The organism is Sphingomonas sp. PP-F2F-G114-C0414, from assembly GCF_003688595.1.
In the GTDB taxonomy this organism is placed as follows: domain Bacteria; phylum Pseudomonadota; class Alphaproteobacteria; order Sphingomonadales; family Sphingomonadaceae; genus Sphingomonas.
On the sequence record NZ_RCWT01000010.1, the window covers coordinates 434,639 to 459,344 of the forward strand.

Annotated in this window: 18 protein-coding genes and 1 tRNA gene; 14 read left to right on the forward strand and 5 right to left on the reverse strand. The window is 65.5% G+C overall.

What is annotated here, in order from left to right:
• Window positions 1-108 precede the first annotated feature (108 nt).
• Together C8J47_RS06945 and C8J47_RS06950 are read left to right on the forward strand one after the other, a co-directional pair.
• Window positions 109-1,788, forward strand: a complete 1,680-nt coding sequence (locus C8J47_RS06945) for an alkaline phosphatase (protein ID WP_121885034.1) — start codon at window positions 109-111, stop codon at window positions 1,786-1,788.
• 148 nt (window positions 1,789-1,936) lie between these two features.
• On the forward strand, window positions 1,937-4,060 hold the full coding sequence (locus C8J47_RS06950; RefSeq protein ID WP_121885035.1) for a M3 family metallopeptidase: 2,124 nt from the start codon (window positions 1,937-1,939) through the stop codon (window positions 4,058-4,060).
• Window positions 4,061-4,102: 42 nt separating this feature from the next.
• On the opposite strand, the gene C8J47_RS06955 is transcribed toward C8J47_RS06950, so the two are convergent.
• Together C8J47_RS06955 and C8J47_RS06960 are read right to left on the reverse strand one after the other, a co-directional pair.
• The gene (locus tag C8J47_RS06955) at window positions 4,103-4,735 is read right to left on the reverse strand and encodes a glutathione S-transferase (RefSeq protein WP_121885036.1); all 633 of its coding nucleotides are present in this window, start codon (window positions 4,733-4,735) and stop codon (window positions 4,103-4,105) included.
• Window positions 4,736-4,842: 107 nt separating this feature from the next.
• Window positions 4,843-6,990: a TonB-dependent siderophore receptor gene (locus C8J47_RS06960; RefSeq protein ID WP_121885037.1), complete on the reverse strand. Its 2,148-nt coding sequence runs from the start codon at window positions 6,988-6,990 to the stop codon at window positions 4,843-4,845.
• Between the two features lie 152 nt (window positions 6,991-7,142).
• Here C8J47_RS06960 and C8J47_RS06965 point away from each other — a divergent pair, with 152 nt between their 5' ends.
• Window positions 7,143-7,487 carry a hypothetical protein gene (locus C8J47_RS06965; RefSeq protein WP_121885038.1) on the forward strand — a complete coding sequence of 115 codons (345 nt, stop codon included), beginning with the start codon at window positions 7,143-7,145 and terminating at the stop codon, window positions 7,485-7,487.
• Between the two features lie 202 nt (window positions 7,488-7,689).
• On the opposite strand, the gene C8J47_RS06970 is transcribed toward C8J47_RS06965, so the two are convergent.
• Both C8J47_RS06970 and C8J47_RS06975 read right to left on the reverse strand, forming a co-directional pair.
• Window positions 7,690-8,985 carry an N-succinylarginine dihydrolase gene (locus tag C8J47_RS06970; protein WP_121885383.1) on the reverse strand — a complete coding sequence of 432 codons (1,296 nt, stop codon included), beginning with the start codon at window positions 8,983-8,985 and terminating at the stop codon, window positions 7,690-7,692.
• Between the two features lie 186 nt (window positions 8,986-9,171).
• A tRNA-Pro gene (locus C8J47_RS06975) sits at window positions 9,172-9,248 on the reverse strand.
• A 290-nt stretch (window positions 9,249-9,538) separates the two neighbouring features.
• Between C8J47_RS06975 and C8J47_RS19345 the strand changes: the two genes are divergently transcribed.
• The 11 genes from C8J47_RS19345 (at window position 9,539) to C8J47_RS07030 (ending at window position 22,419) form a co-directional block, all read left to right on the forward strand.
• Window positions 9,539-9,823, forward strand: coding sequence for a hypothetical protein (locus tag C8J47_RS19345; protein ID WP_121885039.1), 285 nt, complete (start codon window positions 9,539-9,541; stop codon window positions 9,821-9,823).
• 4 nt (window positions 9,824-9,827) lie between these two features.
• Entirely contained in the window at window positions 9,828-10,973 is a 1,146-nt protein-coding gene (locus C8J47_RS06985) for an aminopeptidase (RefSeq protein ID WP_121885040.1), read from the forward strand.
• Window positions 10,970-11,737, forward strand: a complete 768-nt coding sequence (locus tag C8J47_RS06990; RefSeq protein ID WP_121885041.1) for a methyltransferase — start codon at window positions 10,970-10,972, stop codon at window positions 11,735-11,737. Before C8J47_RS06985 ends, C8J47_RS06990 begins: the two co-directional genes overlap by 4 nt.
• 45 nt (window positions 11,738-11,782) lie before the next feature.
• Window positions 11,783-13,603: a translation elongation factor 4 gene (gene lepA / locus C8J47_RS06995; protein WP_121885042.1), complete on the forward strand. Its 1,821-nt coding sequence runs from the start codon at window positions 11,783-11,785 to the stop codon at window positions 13,601-13,603.
• A 142-nt stretch (window positions 13,604-13,745) separates the two neighbouring features.
• Window positions 13,746-13,934, forward strand: coding sequence for a hypothetical protein (locus C8J47_RS19790; RefSeq protein ID WP_121885384.1), 189 nt, complete (start codon window positions 13,746-13,748; stop codon window positions 13,932-13,934).
• Between the two features lie 5 nt (window positions 13,935-13,939).
• Complete coding sequence (locus tag C8J47_RS07005; RefSeq protein ID WP_404969265.1) at window positions 13,940-14,203, forward strand: type II toxin-antitoxin system RelE/ParE family toxin; 264 nt, start codon at window positions 13,940-13,942, stop codon at window positions 14,201-14,203.
• Between the two features lie 212 nt (window positions 14,204-14,415).
• Window positions 14,416-16,698, forward strand: coding sequence for a TonB-dependent receptor (locus C8J47_RS07010; protein ID WP_259467456.1), 2,283 nt, complete (start codon window positions 14,416-14,418; stop codon window positions 16,696-16,698).
• 244 nt (window positions 16,699-16,942) lie between these two features.
• Window positions 16,943-20,311 carry a polysaccharide deacetylase family protein gene (locus C8J47_RS07015; RefSeq protein WP_121885044.1) on the forward strand — a complete coding sequence of 1,123 codons (3,369 nt, stop codon included), beginning with the start codon at window positions 16,943-16,945 and terminating at the stop codon, window positions 20,309-20,311.
• A gap of 85 nt (window positions 20,312-20,396) precedes the next feature.
• A complete protein-coding gene (modA, locus tag C8J47_RS07020; RefSeq protein WP_259467418.1) occupies window positions 20,397-21,140 on the forward strand; it encodes a molybdate ABC transporter substrate-binding protein in 744 nt (247 codons plus the stop codon).
• On the forward strand, window positions 21,141-21,830 hold the full coding sequence (gene modB, locus C8J47_RS07025) for a molybdate ABC transporter permease subunit (protein ID WP_121885046.1): 690 nt from the start codon (window positions 21,141-21,143) through the stop codon (window positions 21,828-21,830).
• A complete protein-coding gene (locus C8J47_RS07030) occupies window positions 21,820-22,419 on the forward strand; it encodes an ATP-binding cassette domain-containing protein (protein WP_121885047.1) in 600 nt (199 codons plus the stop codon). The genes modB and C8J47_RS07030 overlap by 11 nt, the downstream gene beginning before the upstream one ends.
• Before the next feature lie 31 nt (window positions 22,420-22,450).
• Here the strand turns inward: C8J47_RS07030 and C8J47_RS07035 are convergent, their stop codons facing one another.
• On the reverse strand, window positions 22,451-24,682 hold the full coding sequence (locus C8J47_RS07035) for a glycoside hydrolase family 3 N-terminal domain-containing protein (protein ID WP_121885048.1): 2,232 nt from the start codon (window positions 24,680-24,682) through the stop codon (window positions 22,451-22,453).
• Window positions 24,683-24,706: the final 24 nt, after the last annotated feature.

Genomic DNA, 24,706 nt, shown 5'->3' on the forward strand with positions numbered 1-24,706 from the left:
TCATGAAAGCAAGATGACAGTCCAGTCACGGCACTGTCACAGGGTTGCCACCGGAGTGTCGCGGAGTGCGCCTACCGCGGCGGTGCCTAATAACGAAAGCCCTGTTCAATGACGATCAACCGCCGCGATGCTTTGAAGACTGCGCTGAAACTCGCCGGTTCGGGTGCGACGCTCGCGCTGCCCTCGGCCGCGACGCACGCAGCGGGCGCGGCCAAGCTCCGCTTCGATCACGGCGTGGCGAGCGGCGATCCTTCGCTCGACGGTGCCATCCTGTGGACCCGCGCCACCCCGGTCGAGGCGGGTCAGGTCGGGGACATCGCGCTGACGTGGCACGTCGCCGAAGCCGAGAACGGCAAGCCGCTCCGTTCGGGCAGCGTCAAGGCCCGCGCCGCCCGCGACTTCACCGCCAAGGTCGAGGCGACCGGGCTCCAGCCGGGCCGCGAATACCGCTACTGGTTCGACGCCGCCGACGGCACGCGCTCGCCGGTCGGCCGGTTCCGCACGCTGCCCAAGGGCAAGGTCGCCGACGTCGTGATGGCGGTCGTCTCGTGCCAGCTCTACGCGGGCGGGCTGTTCAACGCCTATGACGCGATCGCCAAGCTCGACCGCGTCGACACGGTGCTGCACCTCGGCGACTATATCTACGAATACGGCGTCGACGGCTATGGCGCGGACATCGCCAAAAAGATCAATCGCCTGGTCGAGCCGCGCCACGAGATCGTCAGCCTCGCCGACTACCGTATGCGCCATGCGCAGGTGAAGCGCGACGCCGACATGCAGGCCGCACACGCCCGCGCCGCGTTCATCTGCGTGTGGGACGATCATGAAGTCGCCAACGACGACTGGATGCACGGCGCCGAGAACCACGATCCCAAGACCGAGGGCGACTGGGACGCGCGGAAAGCAGCGGCAATGCAGGCGTATTTCGAATGGATGCCGATCCGCGATCCCAAGCCGGGCCAGCCCTGGGCGGCGATCAACCGCAGCTTCGAGTTCGGCGATCTCGCGACGCTGGTGATGGTCGAGACGCGGCTGCTCGCGCGCAGTCATCAGGTGGTGTCGAAGGGCGAGGAGATCACGCAGGCCGAATACGCACCGATGCTCGCCGAGCGCGCGCGGACCGATCGCGAACTGCTCGGCCCGGCGCAGCTCGCCTGGGTCGAGAAGACGATGGCAACCTCGGTCGCGTCGGGCAAGCCGTGGCAGGTGCTCGGCAATCAGGTGGTGATGGCGAAGATCGCGGGGCCAGACATGGAGCGCCAGCTCGGGCCGGTGAAGTTCGCCGAGACGATGGCGAAGCTGCCGGCGATGTGGCGCGAGCGGCTGACCGCGAGCATCGCCTCGTACCGTGCCGGTCTGCCGTTCGGGTTCGACAGCTGGGACGGCTATCCGCCTGCACGCGAGCGACTCTATGCGGCGTTCAAGCGCGCGAAGTCGCGGCCGATCGTGCTGTCGGGCGACAGCCACGCGGCATGGGCGAACGACCTGCACGATGCATCGGGCAAGCTGGTCGCCGCCGAGTTCGGCTGCACCGCGATCACCAGCCCGTCCTATGGCTCGCTGCTGCCCGGTATCGGCACGCTGATCGCCGACGCGAACAAGGGCGAAGTCCGGTTCTGCGACCAGGATCTGAAGGGCTTCACGCTGCTGACGCTGACGCCGGAGCATGCGACCGGCGATTCGGTCACGGTGTCGACGGTGTTTGCCAAGCCCTACACGCAGGGTAGCGCGGCGCGCTTCCGTGCCTATGCCGATCGCCCGAACCAGCCGCTCGAAAAGATCGTCTGACGAGTACGTACCTCAGGGCCGGCGGGGCGGCATCGTCGATGCCGTGTCGTGGGTCCTGCGGTCACGGGCGCGTAGCAAACGAGACATTGTAACGCCCTGACACTCCATGCAAGAAGCGCGTCATCACTCCTGTCTTTGTGAGACACCGATGCCGCGTTCCAACTTGCTTCGCTCCGCCGCCATCTTCTGCTGTTTCGCGGGGCTGACGCCCGTCCAGGCGGCCCGCGTCAATCCGCTGACCGTGCCCAGCACGCTGCCGTTCCAGGCGCCGCGCTTCGACCAGATCAAGGACTCCGACTACCAGCCCGCGCTCGAGCAGGGCATGGCCGAACAGATCGCCGAGATGAAGGCGATCGCGAACAATTCCGCGGCACCGACCTTCGCGAACACGATCGAGGCGATGGAGCGCTCGGGGCGCACGCTCGATCGCGCGAGCCAGGCGTTCTTCGGCGTGTCGCAGGCGAACACCAACGATGCGCTCGACGCGGTGCGGTCCGCCGAGGCGCCCAAGCTCGCGCAGCACAGCGACGCGATCTATCTCGACCCCAAGCTCTTCGCGCGCGTTCAGGCGCTGTATGCGAAGAAGGACTCGCTCGGGCTCGATGCCGAGCAGAAGCAGGTGCTGGAGATCTATCACAGCGATTTCCTCCACGCCGGCGCGCAGCTGAACGACGCCGACAAGGCCAAGCTCCGGTTGCTCAACACGCAGATCTCGACCGCGACGACCGACTTCCAGCAGAAGCTGCTCGCCGGCACCAAGGCGGGTGCGCTGGTGGTCGACGACAAGGCCAAGCTCGCCGGGCTGAGCGATGCCGAGATCGCCGCCGCCGCGGAAGGCGCGAAGGAGCGGGGGATGCCCGGCAAATACGTGCTGTCGCTCCAGAACACGACGCAGCAGCCGGCGCTCGCCTCGCTCTCCGATCGTGCAACGCGTGCGGCGCTGTTCGACAAGAGCTGGACGCGCTCGGAGAAGGGTGACGCCAACGACACGCGCGCGCTGATCCAGAAGATCGCGCAGTTGCGCGCGCAGAAGGCGCAGTTGCTCGGCTATCCGAACTACGCCGCCTATTCGCTGTACGACCAGATGGCGAAGACCCCGGCGGCGGCGAAGGGCTTCATGACGCAGCTCGTCCCGGCGACCGCCGCCGAGCAGCGCCGCGAGGCGGCCGAGTTGCAGAAGACCATAAACGCGACCGGCGCCTCGTTCCCGCTCGCGCCGTCGGACTGGGATTTTTATTCGGACAAGGTGCGCAAGGCCAAGTACGACCTCGACCAGAACGAGCTGAAGCCGTATTTCGAGATCAGCCGCGTGCTCACCGATGGTGTGTTCTTCGCTGCCAACCAGCTCTACGGCGTCACCTTCAAGGAACGTCGCGACATCCCGACCTACCAGCCCGACATCCGCGTGTTCACCGTCTACGATCAGGACGGCTCAGAACTGGGCCTGATGTATTTCGATTACTGGAAGCGCGACAACAAGGCGGGCGGCGCCTGGATGTCGAACTTCGTCGGCCAGTCGAAGCTGCTGAAAACCAAGCCGGTCGTCTACAACGTCGGCAACTTCACCAAGCCTGCCCCGGGCCAGCCCGCGCTGATCACGTTCGACGACGTGACGACGATGTTCCACGAGTTCGGCCATGCGCTGCACGGGCTGTTCGCGAACCAGACCTATCCGCTGGTGTCGGGCACCAACACCGCGCGCGACTGGGTCGAGTTCCCGTCGCAATTCAACGAGCATTGGGCGCTAGATCCCAAGGTTTTCGCGAACTACGCCAAGAATTATCGCACCGGTGCGGTGATGCCGCAGGCGCTCGTCACGAAGATCAAGAACGCGGCGAAGTTCAACCAGGGGTATGAATTGGGCGAACTGGTGGCGGCGGCGACGCTCGATCAGGACTGGCATTCGCTGCCGGCGTCGGCGGGGCCGCAGGACGTCGATGCGTTCGAGACCAAGGCGCTGAACTCGATGGGGCTCGACACGAAGGACGTGCCGCCGCGCTATCGCACCAGCTATTTCGCGCACATCTGGGCGGGTGGCTATGCGGCCGGGTACTACGCATATCTGTGGACGCAGATGCTCGATAACGACGCGTATGCGTGGTTCATGGCCCATGGCGGGCTGACCCGCGCAAATGGTCAGCGCTTCCGCGAGATGATCCTGTCGAAGGGCCATACCGAGGATTACGGTCCGATGTTCAAGGCTTTCTACGGCAAGGACCCGGATATCGGCCCGATGCTCGAAGACCGTGGGCTCGCCGCTTCGGCGAAATGACGCGGTGACGAACCCTGAGCGGCGATCGACGACGATCGCTGCTCAGGAGGCGCCATCCGGAAAGATCTTTGGCGGATCGCCGTCCTGCCACGGCGGATGGCGAACCATGATCCGTTCGAAAAGCCGCGACGACAGATGCCGCGTCAGCCAGGCCTGCAAACCCGGCATCGGCAAACCGTCGAAATACGATCGATCGGTTTCCGCGAACTGGCGCACGAATGGCATGATCGCCAGATCGACGAGCGACAGCGCGTCGCGTCCGAGATGTTCGGCAACGCGCAGCCGTTGGTCGAGGTTGGCGAGGATGTCCGTGGCGCACGCGCGATGTTCCAGACGGTTCACCCCATAGCGGTCGGCATATTTGTACCGATCGAGGTGATATTTGAACGCACCGTCATTCGTGGCAATCATGGCGCGTGGATCCGTCTCGCCATCCCCCTCGACGTCGCCGGAGACGAACGCCCATCGCATGATCCCGAGGCTCTCGTCGATCACCGACCCGTCCGGCAGGACCAGCACCGGCACCGTACCCTTGGGTGACGCCGCAAGCATCGCGGGCGGCTTCGCGCGCAGGACGATCTCACGCAGTTCGACCACGCGCACGCGCACCACGATCGCAAGCCGCGCCCGCATCGCATAGGGGCATCGTCGGAAACTGTAGAGGATCGGCAGCATCGGCCGACTATACCGGATCGCTACGCTGGCGTCGTCACTCCGACAGCTTCGTCGCTCCCGACCGATGACCGAATGTCGATCGGCCGGGATGTCTCGTCGTTACCGCATCAGAAGCGATAGCCGATCGTCGCCTGGACGGTGCGGCGGTTGCCGTACCAGCACCAGTTGTAGTTGGCGAAGCACGACGTCAGATACTTTTTGTCGAAGATGTTGGCACCATTGACTGCCAGGCTCAGGCCGCGGAGCGAGGGGGCGAACTTCGCCAGGTCGTAGCGGATCAGCGCGTCGTACACGGTGTAGGACGGGCTGTTGCGCCCAATGGTTTCGCCCGGCGTGACGCCGGCATAGACTTGGTCGACATGGCGCAGCGCGCCGCCGATCGTCAGCCCTGCAAGGCCGACCTCGGGCGGGGACCAGTTCAGCGCGAGCGTCGTGCCGCCACGCCCGACGGTCTCAAGCCCACGACCGACACGCGACGGATCGTTCAGGTCCTGCGTGACCTTCACCCGCTGGCGGCTATAGGCGACGCGCGCGTCGAACCCGTAGGGCAGGGGCGCCGTACCCTCGAACTCGACGCCCTGCGAACGGACCTTGCCGGTCTGCGTCGAGACCGAGAACGTCGGCGTCGAGGTCAGCACATTGGTCTGATCGATCCGGAACCACGCGCCGGACAGCAGGATCGGCGTGCCGGGCACGGTGAACTTGGCACCGGCCTCGAGCTGCTTGCCTAGCGACGGATCGGCGATGCCGAAGCTGCCATCGGGACGCAGCACGGTGCCGGCCTGTTGCTCGAACGACGTCGCATAGCTGACATACGGCGCCAGACCGAACGGCAGCGTGTAGAGCGCGGCGGCGCGATAGGTAAACTTCTCATCGTTCTTCGCCGCAGCGCCGATCTGCTGCGCGCGGGCCCAATCCTGGCGTCCGCTCAAGACGACGCGGAGCTCGCCAAGCGCCATCTGGTCCTGCGCATAGACGCCCTGCTGGCGCTGGCGCGCGTCGATCGTGAACTGGCCGCCGATCGCTTCCGGCGTGGTCGGTACCACCACCGTGCCATAGACCGGGGCAAAACCGTTGAGCGATGGAGCGGTGCCGAACGCGCCGACTTCGGCCGAATGCGCGACCTGGCGGTCGGCCCCGAACAACAGCGTGTGCTTGACCGGGCCGGTCTGCACCGTGCCGGTCAGCTGGTTGTCGAACGTCCAGTTGTTGAGCTGCTCGCGGGTCGCATAGGAGGCGCGGCTATAGGTCTGCTGGGTCGGGTCGGTCGCATCAAGGGCGCCGGCGGTATAGATCAGGCCGAGGTTCGACTTTACGTATTGATACCGGCCCGACGAGCGAAACGCCCAGCCGCCGCCGAACTCGTGGCGGAAGATGTAGGTGAGCGCGGCCTGTTCGCGGCTGAACCGGTTGCCCGCCTCGCCACCGTCGAAGCTGGTCGGCAGCTTGCCGTTGGGGTTGGCGATCAGCGTGCCGCTGGCCGGGAACACGCCGTAATCGCCGTTGTAAGGATCGTGCGAATAGGCGCCGAGCAGCGTGAAGCTGGTCGAGCTGCCCGCGCCGACGGTCACCGCGCCCGAGATCGTCTGGCGCTCGCGCTTGCCGAATTTCTGCTGCGTGTCGGCACCGTTGACGCTGCCGTTGATCCGCCAAAGGACGCCCTCACCGGCACGGCCGCCGATATCGGCATCGACACGGTAGAGATCATAGTTGCCGTAGGTCCCGCCGATCGCGCCGTACAGCGCTTGGTCGAGCGGGAGCTTGCTCGATTCCGCGACGAGCCCGCCGGGGCTGGACTGGCCGTAGAGTACCGAAGCGGGGCCCTTGATGACTTCGATCCGATCGAGCCGCGAGACGTCGATCTGCGGGACCGCGTAGCCGGACGCGCTGCCGAACTGCTTCAGCCCGTCGAGATAGACCGGCGCGTCGAACCCCCGCAGCTTGAACTGGTCGTAGACCTCGCCGCTCGAGCCGCGCGTTTCCGGTGTGACGCCAGCGACGAAGCGCAGCGCCTGGTTGAGATTCTGGAGACTGCGCCCGGCAATGTCGTCGGCGGTGATGACGCTGATCGACTGCGGCGTCTCGGCGAGCGGCGTGTCGGTCTTGGTACCCGAAGATGCCTGACCACGCGCATGCTGCCCCGTCACGACGATGGCACCGGTTTCGCCGTCCTCGGTGCGGACTTGCGCCTGCACCGGCAATGCGGCGAGCGTAGAACCAAGCAGAAGGGCGGTGCCGAAGCGACGACGTGTCATGAAGTTTCCTTATCGAGAACCGCCCCGCTAATGTTTCTAATAACTATTATCAATAGTAAGTTGGGCCTCGGGCTTTTCTGGCTTGCATCTGTGGTGGTGCGGCAACACCGCGTCGCTATGATCGGCGATACCGGTCGATGTGAGGAAGCGGCATGAATGGACAGACGTTAGCGGTACAGATCGCTGCCGCGGGCGACGGTGCGTGGTTTGCCAAGCATATGGACCGCCGGTTGCGACTCCGGAACATGATCCCGGGCGAATTCAACGACGTCGACGGCGAACCGCCGGTCGGGATGGCTTGGCGGACGATCGTGATCGAAGCGCAACCTGGCGCGCGCAGCCGGCAGGCCATCGCCTTGCTGCTTGGCACCGACATCGAGCAGTTCACCGACGAGGCATTGTTCGAGCTATTCGTTCAAGTGGCACCGCCGGGTGCACGGCAGGTGATCGCCTCGCTCCGCAAGGTCAAGCTTCCCGCCGAGGCCGGTGCCTCTTGAGGTCAGGGGGCAGCGCATCATCGGCATATCGGGCAATAATCGGGATGGACGACCGCCAAACTTGACGAACGGAAGTTTTCAACGGCACCGGCCGTGTTAGCTTGCCCATAGAGACGCGCGTCGATCGATGAAGCGTCCACGGCGCCCCGCCCGGATACGAGAGTGTCGCACGGACGGGCGGGGCGCTTCTCCCTAGTAATGCTCAGATTTCGCTAGCGCCGAAGCCAAGCGCTCGGGTCAATGCGGCGCGCGCGCGCGCGCAGCGTTCCCACAGTTGCGGATCGCCGAGGTCGTCGAACCCGATCGCCTCCGGCCATTCGCGGGCGACGACGTCTTCGATCCGGGTGCAGATCGTTTCGTCGAGCAGGAACCGGGGATCGATCGAGGCTAGCGCTTCCTCGTCGACCTGGACGCGCAACCGCAAGCAGGCGGGGCCGCCGCCGTTGCGCATCGATTCCCGGACGTCGACGACTTCGAGCCGGCGGATAGGACCGCCATCCGCGACCTGTTCGGTCAGCCAGGCCCATACCGCGGCATCCTCCCGCGCTTCGGCCGGCAGCACGAGGGTCATCGTACCGTCAGCCGCAGTGACGAGCTGCGAGTTGAACAGATAGGTCCCTATCGCGGTCTTCAGGCTGACCCGGCCGGCGGGCACGGCTAGGATCACCACGTCCGGCACGAGCCGGTGCAGGTCGCTATAGAACGCCTGCGGGTCGGCGAAGGCGTGCTCGTGCGTGAAGAGGACGTGCCCGTTGGCGACCGCGACGACGTCGTTGTGGAATGCACCGGCTGCGATCGCAGCGTCGCTTTGCCGGACCATCAGCGTGCGCGCGGGGTCCAGGCCGTGGCGACGCGCGACTGCTTCGCTTGCGGTGCGTGACTGGCGGGACGGGAAGCCGCCGGCGTGCCCCTCGCCATAGACGAAGATCTCGACGCCGCCGCCGCCCGCTTGGGGCACGATCCGCATGAAGTTCGCCGCGCCTTCGTCGCCGAAGGCTGCGGGGACGGGGGCATGGACTCGGAAGAAGCGCGCGTCGCCGAACGCGAGCCGCAACTGACGCTCGGTCTGCGCGCACTCGCTCGCGCGGTGCGGCATGGTCGACAGGTTCGCCACCGAGATATGGCAGAGCCCGTCGGCCGTGTCAGGGGCGGGCGATACCGTCCCGGCATTCGCGGTCCACATCGCCGATGCGGAGAAGGCGTTCGCGACAAGGGCGCGGTCGGCGTTCCAGGCCGAAGCAAGCACTTCAGCATCGCTGCCGACAAAACCCAACGCGCGCAACCAGTCGATATTCGGACGGGCGTGCGGGAGAAAAATCCCCTGCCTGAATCCCAACGTGATCAGCCGGCGCATCTTCGCAACGCCCTGGAGCGCGGCAAGCCGAGGCGCCGAGACCGCACCCGCATTGTTCGCCGACGCCAGATTGCCGATCGAGAGCCCCGCGTAATTATGCGTCGGGCCGACTAGCCCGTCGAAATTGACTTCGATCACGACAATCCTCTCCCGTGCTGTCCGCGTCATACGACTGAACAGTAGCGCGTAGGACTGCGATCAGGCCAGCCGGGGGGCTGAGAAATCGGGCGATTTACGCAAGCGTCACAGCCGCGCCCGCGAAGGCGGAGATCGCAGCGTAGGATGCATAATGTTCGGGGAAAGCGGAGCTGAACCCCGAAAAATCGGCAATGGTCGGGGCGATAGGATTCGAACCTACGACCCCTGGACCCCGAGACCAGTGCGCTACCAGACTGCGCCACGCCCCGACAACATTGCCGGTGAGCGCCCTAACCGCGACATCCCGAACGTTCAAGACAAATATCCTGCGTACGATCGATTGAATGAGCTCGCGGCGGGAAGCTGCACCGGGATGGCGGTTCTTTTATCGGGGCCGGCCGGTAACCTGGATCAAGCCCGCATATGGAGAACTCGTTTTGCCGCCGAAACGGATTGTGCGGCGATTGTCCGGGTTATCGCAAAAGCGCAGCGTCGTTGGAACGCGGATTGCCGATACGAAACAGCCGCCGCGTTTTCTCGAAACTCCAGGAGAGCAGACATGCCTAGCGAACAGGAAATCAACGACATCGTCGCCCGCGTTTCGGCGCAGGTACTGCGCGAAGTGAAAAGCAGTGAGCAGGTGTTCCGGATCGGCGACCTCAGCACGCATGTGATCGACATCGGCAAGGGCGGCGATGCGGCCTGGACGATTTCGTACAGCACCGCGGCCGCAACGCTCGACGGCGGGACGCGCATCCGCACGCTCGACGAGGTCGCATGGACGATCAGCTACAGCACCTCGAAGCCGACGCTGACCGAGCGCGGTATCGAACAGAAGAACTAGGGCGATGGACGGGAAGATCTGGTGCGGGGTTCAGTCCCTGCTGGACGCCTATGTCCGGATCGCCGGCGGCGACACCGCGGTTATCCTCTATACGAGCGATAGCCAGCGGTCCGCCGCCCTCGTCTGCGCCGCGCTAGAGATGCGCGCCATCCCCACGATACGCGTGTGGATGGCGCCGCTCGTCGACGAGACGTTCGAGGAAAGGCTCATTGCGGTCTTGCCCGCGGTCGATGCGTTCGCGGGGCGGCTGATCCTGTTGTCGTTCGAACGCGACACGTTTTCGCATACCGGTGCGCTGACCCGCGCGTTGTCGATATATCCGCCGGAACGCCCGCGGATATTCCGCTCGATCAGCGCCAGCGACAGCCTGTTCGCGGATGCCCTGCTCGCGACCCCCGACGAACTTTCGCGACGCAACGTCGCGATCCTCGAACGGTTGACGCGCGCGTCGCACCTGCGGATCACGACGCGGGGCGGCACCGATCTTGAGGTCACGCTCGATGCCAGGCACCGCTGGATCAGCAACCGCGGCCGGGCGCGCGAGGGTGGCACGGTGATTCTGCCGGCCGGCGAGGTCGCGACATTTCCCGCGAAGATTTCGGGCATTCACGTCGCGGACTTCGCCTATAACGTGAACGCGATCACCGAAGACGACGTGCGGCTGGAGACCTTTCCGGTAACGATCGAAATCGAAGGCGGGCGGGTCGTCGCGCATCGCTGCGAGGATCCGCGGACGATGCGGTTCCTCGACTCTGCATTGACCACCCATTGCGCCTACAATGTCGGCGAGCTTGGTTTCGGCACGAACTTCGGCATCGGTGAGCCGATCGCGATGAATTCGCACATCAACGAGCGTCGGCCAGGCGTGCATCTCGGGCTCGGCCAGCATAACCAGGATCCGGGCGTGGTCGGCTATCAATGTGCGATCCACCTCGACCTGATCGCGCGCGGCGGGATCGTCGAGGTCGACGGGAGCGGTGATGTCATCGATCTCGAACATCTGTTGCCGTCGGACACACCGCATCCCGAAAGCACGCGGGACGAGGACGTGTTTTCGCCCGACACGTTGCAGATCGAGGACGGCGACTGCTGCGGGTTGTTGTCGGACGGTGTGCTGACGCCGTGTCCTGCACCACTGGTCGCGGCATGAACTATTGGATCGCGGCGCCCGACATCATCGATGCGTTCGTGCTGCCGGGTGGGCATGGAGGCACCAGCATTCCACTCGAACTGACGCTGCGTACGCTGACCGCGGTGTTGCCCGAGCGGCCGTTGCGCGTGGTCGATCTTGGCGGTGGCGACGCGGCGTTGGCGGTTCGGTTGGCGATGGCGGGGCATGAGGTCGTGGTCCTGGATATCGACCCGCAGATGATCACGCTCGGCGAGCAGAGGCTGGCGCGCGGCCCCAGCGCGATCCGCGACCGGGTCCGGCTGATCTGCGCGGATGGTGCGACGATGGCGGCTGACCAGGCTGAGGTGGCCGATCTCGTCTGCTGCCATAGCGTGCTGATGTACGAGGACGATCCCGCGCCGCTGGTCCGCACCGCGGTCGCGCTGTGCAAGACGGGCGGGCTCGTGTCGATCGTCGCGATCAACCCGGCGGCGGCGGCGATGCGATCGGGGCTGGCGCAGCGGTGGGCCGAGGCGCGCATCGCGCTGGAGACGGGGAGCGACGCGCATGGTCCTTACGCTGCGAGCCGCAATCACGCACGCGAGACGGTCGAAGCGCTGCTGAGCGAGGCGGGCGCCGGGATCGTCGAATGGTCGGGTATCGGCACCTTTACCGATCACCATACTGGCCCGATCTTGGCGGACGATCCCGAGGACGTGTTGCGCGCCGAATGGCTGGCGGGCCGGCTGGACCCGTATCGGCAGGTCGCGCGCTGCTATCATCTCATCGCGCGCAAGCTTTAGGTCGGCCGTCTATCCCCCGCGCGGCGTCGCTGCTAGGAGCGCGCCATGACTCCGCTCGACCGCATCCGCAATTTCTCCATCATCGCCCATATCGACCATGGCAAGTCGACGCTCGCCGACCGGCTGATCCAGGAAACTGGCGGCCTCACTGCGCGCGAAATGTCCGAGCAGGTGCTCGACAACATGGACATCGAGAAGGAGCGCGGGATCACGATCAAGGCGCAGACCGTGCGCCTCGCCTATCACGCCAAGGACGGCCTCGATTACGTCCTCAACCTGATGGACACGCCGGGGCATGTCGACTTCGCCTATGAGGTGAGCCGTAGCCTCGCCGCGTGCGAGGGCGCGTTGCTGGTGGTCGATGCCGCGCAGGGCGTCGAGGCGCAGACGCTCGCCAACGTGTACCAGTCGATCGAGCACGACCACGAGATCGTGCCGGTGATCAACAAGATCGATCTGCCCGCCGCCGAACCCGAGAAGGTGCGCAAGGAAATCGAGGACGTGATCGGCATCGATGCATCAGAGGCAGTGCTCGCGTCGGCGAAGTCCGGGATCGGAATCGTCGAGATCCTCGAGGCGATCGTCACCAAGATCCCGCCACCCAGCGGCGACCCGGAGGCGCCGCTGAAGGCGATGTTGGTCGACAGCTGGTACGATCCGTATCTCGGCGTCGTCATCCTGGTGCGCGTGATCGACGGCGTCCTAAAAAAGGGCCAGCAGATCAAGTTCATGCAGACCGGCACGATGCATCTGGTCGACCGGGTCGGCTGCTTCCGTCCGAAGATCGAGCAGCTGACCGAGCTCGGCACGGGCGAGATGGGCTTCATCACCGCGCAGATCAAAGAGGTCGCGCAAACGCGCGTCGGCGACACGATCACCGATGCGAAGCGGCCTGCGCTCGAAGCGCTCGCGGGCTTCAAGGAAGTCCAGCCGGTCGTGTTCTGCGGGATGTTCCCGGTCGATGCCGCCGAGTTCGAGAAGCTGCGCGAGAGCATCTCGAAGTTGCGGCTCAACGATGCGAGTTTCTCGTTCGAGATGGAGACGTCGGCCGCACTGGGCTTCGGCTTCCGCTGCGGGTTCCTCGGGTTGCTGCATCTGGAGATCATCCAGGAGCGGCTGACGCGCGAATATGATCTGGACCTGATCACCACCGCGCCGTCCGTCGTCTATGAGATCGAGCTGACCCACGCCGATCCGTCCGGCACGACGCATATCGAGCTGCACAACCCCGCCGACATGCCCGAGCCGAACAAGATCGCGACGATCAGCGAGCCGTGGATCGAGGCGACGATCTACGTCCCCGACGAGTATCTCGGGTCGGTGCTCAAACTCTGCCAGGACCGCCGGGGGATCCAGAAGAACCTCACTTATGTCGGCGGCCGCGCGCAGGCGACATACGAACTGCCGCTGAACGAGGTCGTGTTCGATTTCTACGATCGGCTGAAGTCGATGTCGAAGGGCTATGCCAGCTTCGATTATCACCAGATCGGCTACCGCGAGGGCGACCTCGTCAAGATGGGCATCCTCGTCAATGAGGAGCCGGTCGACGCGCTGAGCATGATCGTCCACCGCGGCACCGCCGAAGTGCGCGGCCGCGGCATGGTCGAACGGCTGAAGGAACTGATCCCGCGCCATCTGTTCAAGATCCCGATCCAGGCGGCGATCGGCGGCAAGGTGATCGCGCGCGAGACGATCAGCGCGATGCGCAAGGACGTGACTGCGAAGTGTTACGGTGGCGATGCCAGCCGCAAGAAGAAGCTTCTGGAAAAGCAGAAGAAGGGCAAGCTGAAGATGCGCGAATATGGCTCGGTCAGCATCCCGCAGGAGGCGTTCATTGCCGCGCTGCGGATGGGCGACGACGCCTGAGGCCAGGCTCTGCTTGGACGAGGATAAGCGTCTAGCCGGACGGCGACCGGCCGAGCTTGTCCTCGGTCGTGTCGTCCGACGACGCGGCTTTGCCGTGGCGCGGCTACGTTGCATTCGGCAGCGATAGGCGTAGGCTCGCGTGATGGCGCAAGTCTCATCCAAACCGTTCGAGTCCGGGTCCTCGATCTCGGCAGAAGCTTATGATCGTTGGCTACGCGAAAAGGTCGCGCGGTCGTTGGCAGATCCTCGTCCATCGATTGCACACGAAGATGCCGTCGCCGCGATGAGATCGGTTTTAACGTCCACCGATCGATCAGGCGGAGATCGCTGAAGCTGATCTGGCGCCCTGAAGCGGTCGAAGATGCCACTGCAATTCTCGATTATGTCGCCGATCGGAATAGGGACGCAGCCGAACGGCTGTCGACATCGATCGCGGCATGCGCTGACCGTCTTGCCGATCACCCATTCATGTACCGATCAGGCAGGGCTGGCGGTACGCGCGAAGCTGTCGTGCACCCCAACTATCTTCTCATCTATCGAGTCGTGCCAGGCATGATCGAGATCGTCAACGTCGTGCATGTGCGCCGGGATTATCCGTGATCGCCGTAACCAACTGTCATCATACCAACACAATCCCCGCCTAACCGCCGGATCGGGGAGTGAGCGTCGCGAGGCGTCGTCGAGCCGTCCGGGGAGGGCGGTCGATGACAAGCCGCGACGTTGTATCTTGGGATGTGCGGTCGGTCGTCAGGGACGGCGCCGCATTATTGGGGAATAGAATTTTGAAGATTTCGGTCGTTAAGTCGGCGCTGATGCTTAGCGTCGCGTTCGGTTCGGTGCTGGCTGGTTCGGCGGCGTTCGCGCAGGATGCGGCGCCCGTCCAGGAGCAGGCTGCTCCGGCGGACGGTCTCGGCGACATCGTCGTCACCGCAGAACGCCGCTCCGAGAACCTCCAGAAGGTGCCGCTTTCGGTCGGTGTCGCATCGGGCGACGCCCTGCGTGCCTACACCGCCGGCGGCGACGACACGCTGCTCGCATTGTCGGGCCGCGTCCCCGGCCTGTACGTCGAATCGACGACCGGCCGCATCTTCCCGCGCTTCTACATCCGCGGTCTCGGCAACATCGATTTCTACCTCGGCGCGTCGCAGCCGGTCACGATCATCCAGGACGACGTGATCCTCGAGCATGTCGTGCTGAAGTCGAACCCGGTGTTCGACGTCCGCCAGGTCGAAGTGCTGCGCGGTCCGCAGGGCTCGCTGTTCGGTCGCAACACCACCGCCGGCATTATCAAGTTCGATACCAACAAGCCGACCAACGACTTCGACAGCCGTGCTTCGGCGTCGGTCGGTTCGTACAATAGCGTCAGCCTCGATGCCGGTGTGGGTGGCCCGCTGATCAAGGACCTGCTGGCCATCCGCCTGTCGACTTTGATCCAGCACCGTGAGAACTATGTCGACAACCGGTTCGCCGGTGTCAGTGCCGACAACACCGCGACGCCGCGCAAGGACGCGATGGGCGGCTTCGATGATCGCAACGTCCGCGTTCAGCTCGCACTGACCCCGGGCGACCGCTTCACGCTGGACCTGTCGGGCCATGCGCGCTGGTATGACGGCACCTCGACGCTGTTCCACCGCGGTGCGCTCAAGAAGGGCTCGAACGACGTCTCGGCCGAGCCGCGCAACGTGGTCTCGTACGACGAAGGCAACGACAACCCGCAGAGCTACAACACCTATGGCGGCTCGGCCCGCGCGACCTACGATTTCGGTCCCGCTGCGCTGACCTCGATCACCGCGTACGAGACGACCTCGGGGTTCAGCCGTGGCGACACCGACGGCGGTGCCGGCGCGAACTTCCCGGTCGGCGGCGTGGCAAGCGGCTTTGGCCAGTCGCAGGGCCAGATCCGCGATCTCGATCAGTGGTCGCAGGAAGTCCGGCTTGCGGGCACCCCTGGCGGTCGCTTCAACTGGCAGGTCGGCGGCCTGTATTTCGACACGCGCGACATCACCGACTTCTATCAGCGCGGATTCTTCCTGACGACAGCCGCGCGCAACCCCAACAACTGGGTACGCCTGCACGACGTCAACACGTCCTGGGCGGGCTTCGGCCAGGTCAGCTATGAGTTGGTCGACAAGCTGACGCTGACCGTTGGCGGTCGCGTCACCGAGGACAAGAAGCGCACGCAGCTTCTGAAGACGGCGGACACCGCGGCGGGCGTGGTCACGTACCGCGGCCGTACCGACGTGACGCTGAAGGCGACCAAGCCGAGCTGGGATGCGAGCCTGTTGTATCAGGCGAGCCCCGACGTCAGCCTCTACACGCGCGTTGCCGAGGGCTTCCGCGGGCCGACGATCCAGGGTCGCTCGGCCGTGTTCAACTCCGACTTCACCACCGCCAAGTCCGAGACGATCCTGTCGTGGGAGGGTGGCGTCAAGAGCCGCCTGCTGAACAACACGCTGAGCCTGAACGCCACGGTCTTCGCCTACCGTGTCAAGGACATCCAGCTCAACGGCAACGACGTGAACGGCAATGGCGTGCTGTTCAACGCCGACAAGGCGGATGCGTACGGCATGGAAGCCGAGGCCAACTGGAAGCCGGTGCCGAACCTGACGCTCGGTGCGGGCCTCAGCCTGCTGCACAGCAAGATCCGCGACAAGAACGTCTATGCGCAGGTCTGCATCCTGAACGGCGTGGTGGTTTGCACGGTCGAGGATCCGACGATCAAGGTCGGCGCCAACACGTTCGCGCAGATCAATGGCAACCCGCTGCCAAACGCGCCCGAGTACAACGTCGACCTCAACGCCCGCTACGACCAGCCGCTCGGCAATGGCGGTCGCGCGTTCATCGCGGGCGACTTCAACATCCAGGGCTATACGCAGTTCGTGCTGTACAAGACCAAGGAGTTCACCGCGAACGGCAACTTCGAAGGCGGCTTGAAGATCGGCTACGCCGCGCCCGACGATGCGTACGAACTGGCGGTGTTCGCGCGCAACATCACCGGCGAGAAGAACTTGAAGGGCGTGATCGAGAACTACATGGCGGCGGTGTTCAACGAGCCGCGGATCATCGGCGTATCGCTCAGCGGCAAGTTCCGCTGATCTGACCTCCCCCCTCCCGCATGCGGGAGGGGTAGTGGGTGGGCGCGCGCCATCACCGGACGCACCGCTAGTTAAAGCCGGGCGCCACGCCTTGGTCCCCTCCCGCACGCGGGAGGGGATGCAGCGATTCCGGATCGATCCCACCGCAGCGTGACGGATTTTTCAGCAGCGTCCGCCGGAACCGCGCTGTAGCGGCCTAAAATAGAAATTTGCCGTTTTCCTTCCGTCGGTTGATACTCCCCTCATGTCGCTCAATCCTGTCTTCTATGATGCAAGCGGCCGTCGTCGGCGGCGGTTCACCTTTGGCGTCGCGGCGTTCGTCGCGCTGCTGCTGCTATCGATCGCGATGTTCGCCGTTTCGATCGGTGCGGTGCCCACCGCGCCGCTGCTCCCGATCGAGCCCGAGCACCCCGCGCTCCACAAGCTGCCCGCGCCGCGCGGTGGCATCCTTCGCGAGACCCGGCGCGACCTGAATTACTACGCCAAGCAACTGTTCGGGACGAGCGCGGCCAAGCCGGGTGTCGGCAACGGCGCCAACCCTGCGCTTGCGATCGCCTTTCACGCGCCGTGGGACGAAGCGAGCACGGCCAGCCTCGCGCGGCATGTCGAACAGCTCGACTGGCTGATCCCCGGTTGGGTCTCGATCACCGGCAAGGATCACCACATCACCGTGTTCCGCGATCAGTCAGGTCGCGATATCCTCAACAAGGCGGTTCACCGGCCGGTGATCCTGCCGATGGTGCAGAACGCGGTCGACGGGAACTGGGACGGTGCCGGCAGCGCCGCGTTGTTCGCCGACCCGAAGGCCCGCGCGGCCTTCCTCGACAAGCTCGTGCCGTTCCTGGCCGCCAACCGCGCCGGCGGCGTGTTCTACGATTTCGAGGATCTGCCAGCGTCGGCACAGCCCAACTACCGCGCGTTCCTCGCCGAGACGCGCGCGCGGTTCGCGAGCCGCGGCTGGGTAGTCGCGATCGCAGCGCCGGTCGCCAACCCCGACTGGAACCTGCCCGCCTATGCCAAGGTGACCGACAAGATCTTCCTGATGGCGTATGACGAGCACGAAACGAGCGGGGCGCCAGGCCCGATCGCGTCGCAGCGCTGGTTCGCGCACATGGTAGCCGATGCGGCACGTGGCATCCCCCCCGCCAAGCTGGTCGTGGCGATCGGCTCCTATGCCTATGACTGGCATGCGGGGGCCGATGCCGGCAACGGCGATGCGCTCGACGTCGAGGAAGCGTGGCAGAACGCAGCGGACTCGGGCACGGTGCCGACCTTCGACAAGGCCAGCGGCAACAGCAGCTTCGCCTATTCCGAGGGTGGTGTGAAGCACCAGGTGTGGCTGCTCGATGCGGCGTCGGCGTACAACCAGATCGCGTTCCTGCAAAAGGCTGGCCTCGGCAGCGTCGCGCTCTGGCGTCTCGGGTCGGAGGATCCCGGGCTCTGGTCGATCTGGGGTCGCGATCATCGCAAACTGCCGATCCCCGATTCGATCGACAAGATGCCGGCCGGCACCAATGTCGATATCGAGGGCAGCGGCGAGATCCTCAAGATCGCCGCCGAGCCGGTCACCGGCATTCGCGACGCGGTGCCGGCCAAGGACGGCACGATCGCCGACGTCAATTTCACGCGGATGCCGTCGCCCTATGTCGTGGTCCGCACCGGCTATCGTCCGAAACAACTCGCGCTGACGTTCGACGATGGGCCCGATCCCGAATGGACGCCGCAGATCCTCGACGTTCTCAAGCGCGAGCATGCGCCCGCGACGTTCTTCGTGATCGGCGAGAATGCGCTGACCGAACGCCCTCTGCTCGAGCGCATGGTCAACGAAGGCCATGAGATCGGCAGCCACACCTATACGCATCCCAACCTCGCCAATGTCTCGCAGCGGCAGGTGAAGTACGAGCTGAACACCACGCAGCGGCTGTTCCAGGCGTTCACAGGGCGGTCGTTGCGGCTGTTCCGGGCCCCCTATTTCGGCGACGCCGAGCCGAGCACCGCGGACGAAATCCTGCCTGCGCTCGAAGCACAGAAACGCGGCTATATCTCGGTCGGCCTCCACGTCGATCCCGACGACTGGAAGCGCCCCGGCGTGCAGGCGATCATCGACCGGACCATCGCCGGCGTCGAGGCGGGCAATCCCGAGCGCAGCGGCAACATCATCCTGCTCCACGACGCCGGCGGTAACCGCGCCGAGACCGTCGCCGCGCTGCCGATCATCATCGAGCGGCTGCGGGCGATGGGCTACAGCTTCGTTCCCGTGTCAACGCTTGCCGGGCTGTCGCGCAACCAGTCGATGCCGGTGATCTCGTCGAGCGACCGCGTCGCCGCTGTCGCCGACCTCGCGCTGTTCAGCACGCTCGGCGGCATCGTCGTCGCGCTCCGCTGGATCTTCGGGATCGCGATCACGATCGGCATCTTGCGCGCCTTGGCACTTTCGGCGCTCGCGCTAATCCAGGCACGGCGCGAACTGAAGACGGTGTTCCCGGCGATCGATCCGTCGCGGTTCGTGACGGTGATGATCCCCGCGTTCAACGAGGAGCGCGTGATCGTCCGCGCCGTTGAGGGCGTGCTGGCGTCGAAGGACGTCTCGATCGAGGTCATCGTGATCGACGACGGATCGAGCGACGGCACCAGCCGCGTCGTGGCCGAGGCGTTCGCCGGCGACGACCGCGTCCGCCTGCTGACGTTAGAGAACGGCGGCAAGGCACGCGCGCTCAACCGTGGGCTCGAACTCGCACGAGGCGAGATCGTGATCGCGCTCGATGCCGATACGCAGTTCGAACCGATGACGATCGCCCGCCTCGCACGGTGGTTCGTCGATCCCGAATTGGGTGCGGTCGCGGGTAACGCGAAGGTCGGCAACCGCGTCAATTTGATCACCAAATGGCAGGCGCTCGAATACATCACCGCGCAGAATCTCGAACGGCGTGCGCTCGCGCGGCTGAACGCCATGACGGTCGTGCCGGGTGCGGTCGGCGCGTGGCGGCTCGAGGCGATCCGCAGCGTCGGCGGCTATCCCGACGATACGCTCGCCGAGGACCAGGACCTGACGATCGCGATCCAGCGGCATGGCTGGACCGTCCAGTACGACCAGTTCGCGATCGCTTGGACCGAAGCACCTGAGACGATGCGCGCGCTCGCCAAGCAGCGGTTCCGCTGGGCGTTCGGGACGTTGCAGTGCCTCTACAAGCACCGCTCGGCGATCGGCCGGTCGCATCCGCGCGGGCTCGGCTGGGTAGGCTTGCCGCAGGCGATCGTGTTCCAGATCATCCTCGCGTCGATCTCGCCGATCATCGACCTCGCGCTGCTTGTCAGCTTCGCTTCGACCTATGTGTCGGTGCAGGCGCATGGCTGGGAGCAGACCAGCCACGACGTCTATACGATGCTCGCCTACTGGCTGATCTTCACCGCGATCGACCTGCTCGCTGCGACGATCGCGTTCGCGCTTGAGCGGAAGGAACGCTGGCGGTTGCTGTGGCTGCTGATCCCGCAGCGGATCGGCTATCGCCAGGTGATGTATTACGTCGTGCTGAAGGCGATCGCCCAGGCGCTGCGCGGGCCCCTGGTCGGTTGGGGCAAGCTGGCGCGAACCGGGCGGGTCACGGCGAACTAACGCGCAACGCATTGCCGCGCGCGACGTTACCGTGTCTGCTGGCGTTCGCCGGTCGAAATTATGGGGTCTTTGTATGCGGTATCTGATGGCGGCACTGGCAATCCCGGTGGGCCTTGCGAGCGGCACCGCGTATGCGCAGCGGCCGCCGCTAGTGCTGGCGGCCGCATCGCTGCAGGAATCGCTGACCGCCGCGGCCGATGTGTGGGCCAAGAAAGGCCATATCAAGCCGACCATCTCGTTCGCCGCATCGTCGGCTTTGGCCCGGCAAGTCGATGCCGGTGCGCCCGCCGATCTGTTCGTTTCCGCCGACGAAGACTGGATGAACGAGCTCGCGACGAAGAATCTGATCGTCGCCGCGACCCGCGTCACCTTCCTCGGCAACCGGCTCGTCGTCGCGGCGCCGGCGGGTAGCACGGTGCGCATTCCGGTCCGGCCGCCCGCTGCGCTCGCGCGGGTGCTCACCGCCGGGCCACTGGCGATGGCCGATACCGCCGTACCAGCAGGTAAATACGGCCAGGCGTCGCTGGAGAAGCTCGGCGTTTGGGCGCAGGTCTCGCCGAAGGTGGTGCGCGCTGAGAATGTTCGGGCGACGCTGGCCTTGGTCGAGCGCGGCGCGGCGCCGCTCGGGATCGTCTATGCGACCGATGCGAAGGCGTCCGCCAAGGTCCGCATCGCGGGCGTCTTCCCCGAAAACACGCATCCCGCGATCACCTACCCGATCGCGCGGCTGAAGGCGTCGACCAATCCCGATGCCGAGGCGTTCCGGCAATTCCTCGTCTCGCAGGAGGGCAAGGCGATCTTCGTGCGCTACGGATTCTCCGCGCGCTAAATGCTTGATGCGGCCGAATGGGGCATCGTCGCGCTGTCGCTGAAGGTCGGCGGCGTGGCGATGCTGGTGACCCTGCCGGTCGCTTTCGCGTTGGCCTGGCTGCTCGCGCGCGTCCGCTTCCCGGGCAAGGTTGTCGTCGATGCGGCGATCCATCTGCCGCTGGTGGTCCCGCCGGTGGTGACCGGCTGGCTACTACTGCTCGCGTTCGGACCGAATGGCCCAATCGGCGCCTGGCTGCAGGACTGGTTCGGGATCACCGTGTTGTTCCGCTGGACCGGCGCGGCGATCGCGGCGGGGGTCATGGCGTTGCCGTTGATGGTGCGCGCGATGCGGATCTCGATCGAGGCGGTCGACCGGCGGCTGGAGAATGCCGCGCGAACGTTGGGCGCGGGGCCCTGGCGCGTGTTCTGGACGCTGACGCTGCCGCTCAGCATCCCCGGCGTGCTGGCCGGTGCGGTGCTAGGCTTCGCGCGATCGATCGGCGAGTTCGGCGCGACGATCACCTTCGTGTCCAACGTCCCGGGTGAAACGCAGACCTTGCCGCTGGCGATCTACTCCGCGTTGCAACAGCCGGGGGCGGACGCGATGGTGTGGCGATTGTCATGCGTGTCCGTGGGCTTGTCGCTCGTTGCGCTGATCGCCTCGGAACTGTTGACGCGGCGCGCTGGACGGGGGCTCCATGTCCTTTGAAATCGATGTCGAGAAGCGGCTCGGCGATACACGGGTATCGCTGACGCTCGACGCAGGCGAGGGGGCGACCGTACTGTTCGGTCCCTCGGGCGTCGGCAAGTCGAGTGTCCTGAACATGGTCGCCGGACTGCTCCGGCCCGATCGCGGACGGATCGCGATCGACGGCGAGATGCTGTTCGGCGACGGCATCGACATCCCTCCCGAACGCCGCCGCGCCGGCTATGTCTTCCAGGAAGCACGGCTGTTCCCGCACATGCGCGTCCGCGCGAACCTGCTCTACGGCGTACGCGGCGAGGCCGAACGGTTCGAGGACATCATCGGCTTTCTCGGCATCGGCCATCTGCTCGAACGCTGGCCCCGCACGCTATCGGGCGGCGAAGCACAGCGGGTGGCGATCGGTCGCGCGCTGCTCAGCCAGCCGCGCTTCCTGCTGCTCGACGAGCCGCTGTCGTCGCTCGATCGCGCCCGCCGTGAGGAGATCATGCTGGCGATCGAGCATGTCCGCGACGTCATGCGCCTGCCGATCCTGATGGTCACTCACGACCCCGAGGAGGCCGAGCGGATCGGAAACCGGGTCGTGCGGATGTAGCGATGTTGCCCCCACCGAGGCGGGAGAACAGCTATACGAGTTCGAAGCTTTGTTTTTCGCCGTCGATCGAACTCGTTGCGACCCAGAGGTCGAACAGCCCCGGCTCGATCACCCAATCGCCGTCACCCCAGAACCGCAGGTCTTCGCGCTTCAAGGTCAAAGTCACGCGTTTCGATGCGCCCGGTGCCAACGAGACGCGCGCGAATCCCTTGAGTTCACGGACGGGCCGCGTGCGGCTGGCGACGCGGTCGTGGATGTAGAGCTGCACGACTTCGTCGCCGGCGCGCGCGCCGGTGTTGGTGACGGTGGCGGTGACGGCGAGCGTATCGGTCATTTGCGCCGGAACGACGACGTTCGAGACCGAAAAGCTGGTGTAGCTCAGGCCGTGCCCAAACGGGTAGAGCGCTTCGTTCTTCGTCTCGCGGTAGCGCGATTTGTATTCCTGGCTGCCCGTATCCGGTGCCGGGCGACCGGTGTTCTTGTGGTTGTAGAAATAGGGTTCCTGGCCGCTTTCGTTGGGGAAGCTCGCGGACAGCTTTGCGGACGGGTTGACGTCGCCGAACAGCACGTCGGCGATCGCATGGCCGCTTTCGGACCCGAGGAACCACGTCGCGAGGATGGCGGGCGCGTCCTCGACGGCGCCGTGCAAGGCGAGCGCGCGGCCGTGGCGGAGCAGGACGATGAGCGGCTTGCCCGTCGCCGCGATGGCTTCGGCGAGCGCCATCTGCGGGGCTGGGATCGTGATCTCGGTGCGCGATTGCGCTTCGCCCGACATGAGCTGCGATTCGCCTACCGCGAGCAGGACGATATCCGCGGCGTTCGCAGCGGCGACCGCTGTGGCGATTCCGCCGGGCAGGGGGGCTTCGATCTCGGAACCCTGCGCCGTCGTCACGGTCAGCCCGCGTGCGCGAAGTCCCTGCGCGATCGAGACGTTGAGCTTTTCGTCGGCCATGAACGCCCAGGTGCCGACGACGTTCTTGCGATCCTCCGCGAACGGACCAATCAAGGCGATCCGCCCCGGGTTCTTCTTCAAGGGTAACAGGTCGCCGTCGTTCTTCAGCAGCACGATCGACCGCGCGCCGGCCTCCCGGCTGAGCTTGAGCATGGCGGGCGTCGAGACGCTGGTACGTTCGGCCTTCCGGCTGACCGAGCGATAGGGGTTGTCGAACAGCCCGATCGCATCCTTCAGGTGGAGCACGCGACGAACGCCTTCGTCGAGCCGCGCGACCGGGACTTCGCCTTTCTCGACGAGGTCGGGCAGCCACAGATTGAACAGGTTCGACTGCATGGCCATGTCCATGCCCGCCATGAACGCCTTCTTCGCGGCGTCGCGGCCGTCCTTGGCATAGCCGTGTGCGATCAGTTCCTCATCGGCCGTGTAGTCGCCGACGACCATTCCGCGGAACCGCCATTGCCCGCGCAGGAGGTCGGTCATCAGCCAGTGATTGCCGCTGGAAGGAACGCCGTCGATATCGTTGAACGCGCTCATCAACGTCGCGACGCCTGCGTCGACCGCGGCCTTGAACGGCGCGAGATGGACCTCGTGCAGCGTGGCGGGCGAGATCTCGGTGAAATTGTAATCCTGGCCACCCGAGACCGCGCCATATGCCGCGAAGTGCTTGGCGCAGGCCGCAACGCGGGTCGGATCGCGTAGGTCGTCCCCCTGGAAACCGCGTACGCGCGCCTTGGCCAGCTGGATGCCCAGATACGGGTCTTCACCGGACCCTTCCGCGACGCGACCCCAACGCTGGTCGCGGGCGACGTCAACCATCGGCGCGAAGGTCCAGTGAATGCCGAGCGCGGTGGTTTCCAGTGCCGCAGCGCGCGCGGTCCGCTCGGCGAGGTCGGGATCGAACGCGCAGGCCTCGGCGATCGGCAGCGGATAGGCGGTGCGCAGGCCGTGGATCACGTCGCCGGCGAAAATCAGCGGGATCTTGAGCCGGGTGTCCATCGCCGCATCCTGCGCGGCCTTAGCGCCAGTATAGCCGACGCCGTTGAACAGCATGCCGATCTGGCCGGTCTTGATCCGGGCGATCTGCTCAGCCGCACCGCCGGTCGCGAGACCGGGGTTGAACGGTACGCCGATCGGGCGGATCTGATCGGAGAAGCAGCTGAGTTGGCCGGCCTTTTCGGCCGGGGTCATCCTGGCGATCAGACTCTCGATCCGGTCGTTCTGCGCGAAGGCGGCGGTCGAGCCGAGCGAGAGGCCAGCGATGGCCGCACCGCCGGTCAGTATTTGGCGGCGGTCTAGAATGGGCGACATGTCCTGCTCCTTGGTCTTGGGAGC

Coding starts and splice junctions, on each gene's coding strand:
- C8J47_RS06945 (WP_121885034.1), top strand. CDS start 109: ATGACGATCAACCGCCGCGATGCTTTGAAGACTGCGCTGAAACTCGCC.
- C8J47_RS06950 (WP_121885035.1), top strand. CDS start 1,937: ATGCCGCGTTCCAACTTGCTTCGCTCCGCCGCCATCTTCTGCTGTTTC.
- C8J47_RS06955 (WP_121885036.1), bottom strand. CDS start 4,735: ATGCTGCCGATCCTCTACAGTTTCCGACGATGCCCCTATGCGATGCGG.
- C8J47_RS06960 (WP_121885037.1), bottom strand. CDS start 6,990: ATGACACGTCGTCGCTTCGGCACCGCCCTTCTGCTTGGTTCTACGCTC.
- C8J47_RS06965 (WP_121885038.1), top strand. CDS start 7,143: ATGAATGGACAGACGTTAGCGGTACAGATCGCTGCCGCGGGCGACGGT.
- C8J47_RS19345 (WP_121885039.1), top strand. CDS start 9,539: ATGCCTAGCGAACAGGAAATCAACGACATCGTCGCCCGCGTTTCGGCG.
- C8J47_RS06985 (WP_121885040.1), top strand. CDS start 9,828: ATGGACGGGAAGATCTGGTGCGGGGTTCAGTCCCTGCTGGACGCCTAT.
- C8J47_RS06990 (WP_121885041.1), top strand. CDS start 10,970: ATGAACTATTGGATCGCGGCGCCCGACATCATCGATGCGTTCGTGCTG.
- lepA (WP_121885042.1), top strand. CDS start 11,783: ATGACTCCGCTCGACCGCATCCGCAATTTCTCCATCATCGCCCATATC.
- C8J47_RS19790 (WP_121885384.1), top strand. CDS start 13,746: ATGGCGCAAGTCTCATCCAAACCGTTCGAGTCCGGGTCCTCGATCTCG.
- C8J47_RS07010 (WP_259467456.1), top strand. CDS start 14,416: ATGCTTAGCGTCGCGTTCGGTTCGGTGCTGGCTGGTTCGGCGGCGTTC.
- C8J47_RS07015 (WP_121885044.1), top strand. CDS start 16,943: ATGTCGCTCAATCCTGTCTTCTATGATGCAAGCGGCCGTCGTCGGCGG.
- modA (WP_259467418.1), top strand. CDS start 20,397: ATGGCGGCACTGGCAATCCCGGTGGGCCTTGCGAGCGGCACCGCGTAT.
- modB (WP_121885046.1), top strand. CDS start 21,141: ATGCTTGATGCGGCCGAATGGGGCATCGTCGCGCTGTCGCTGAAGGTC.
- C8J47_RS07030 (WP_121885047.1), top strand. CDS start 21,820: ATGTCCTTTGAAATCGATGTCGAGAAGCGGCTCGGCGATACACGGGTA.
- C8J47_RS07035 (WP_121885048.1), bottom strand. CDS start 24,682: ATGTCGCCCATTCTAGACCGCCGCCAAATACTGACCGGCGGTGCGGCC.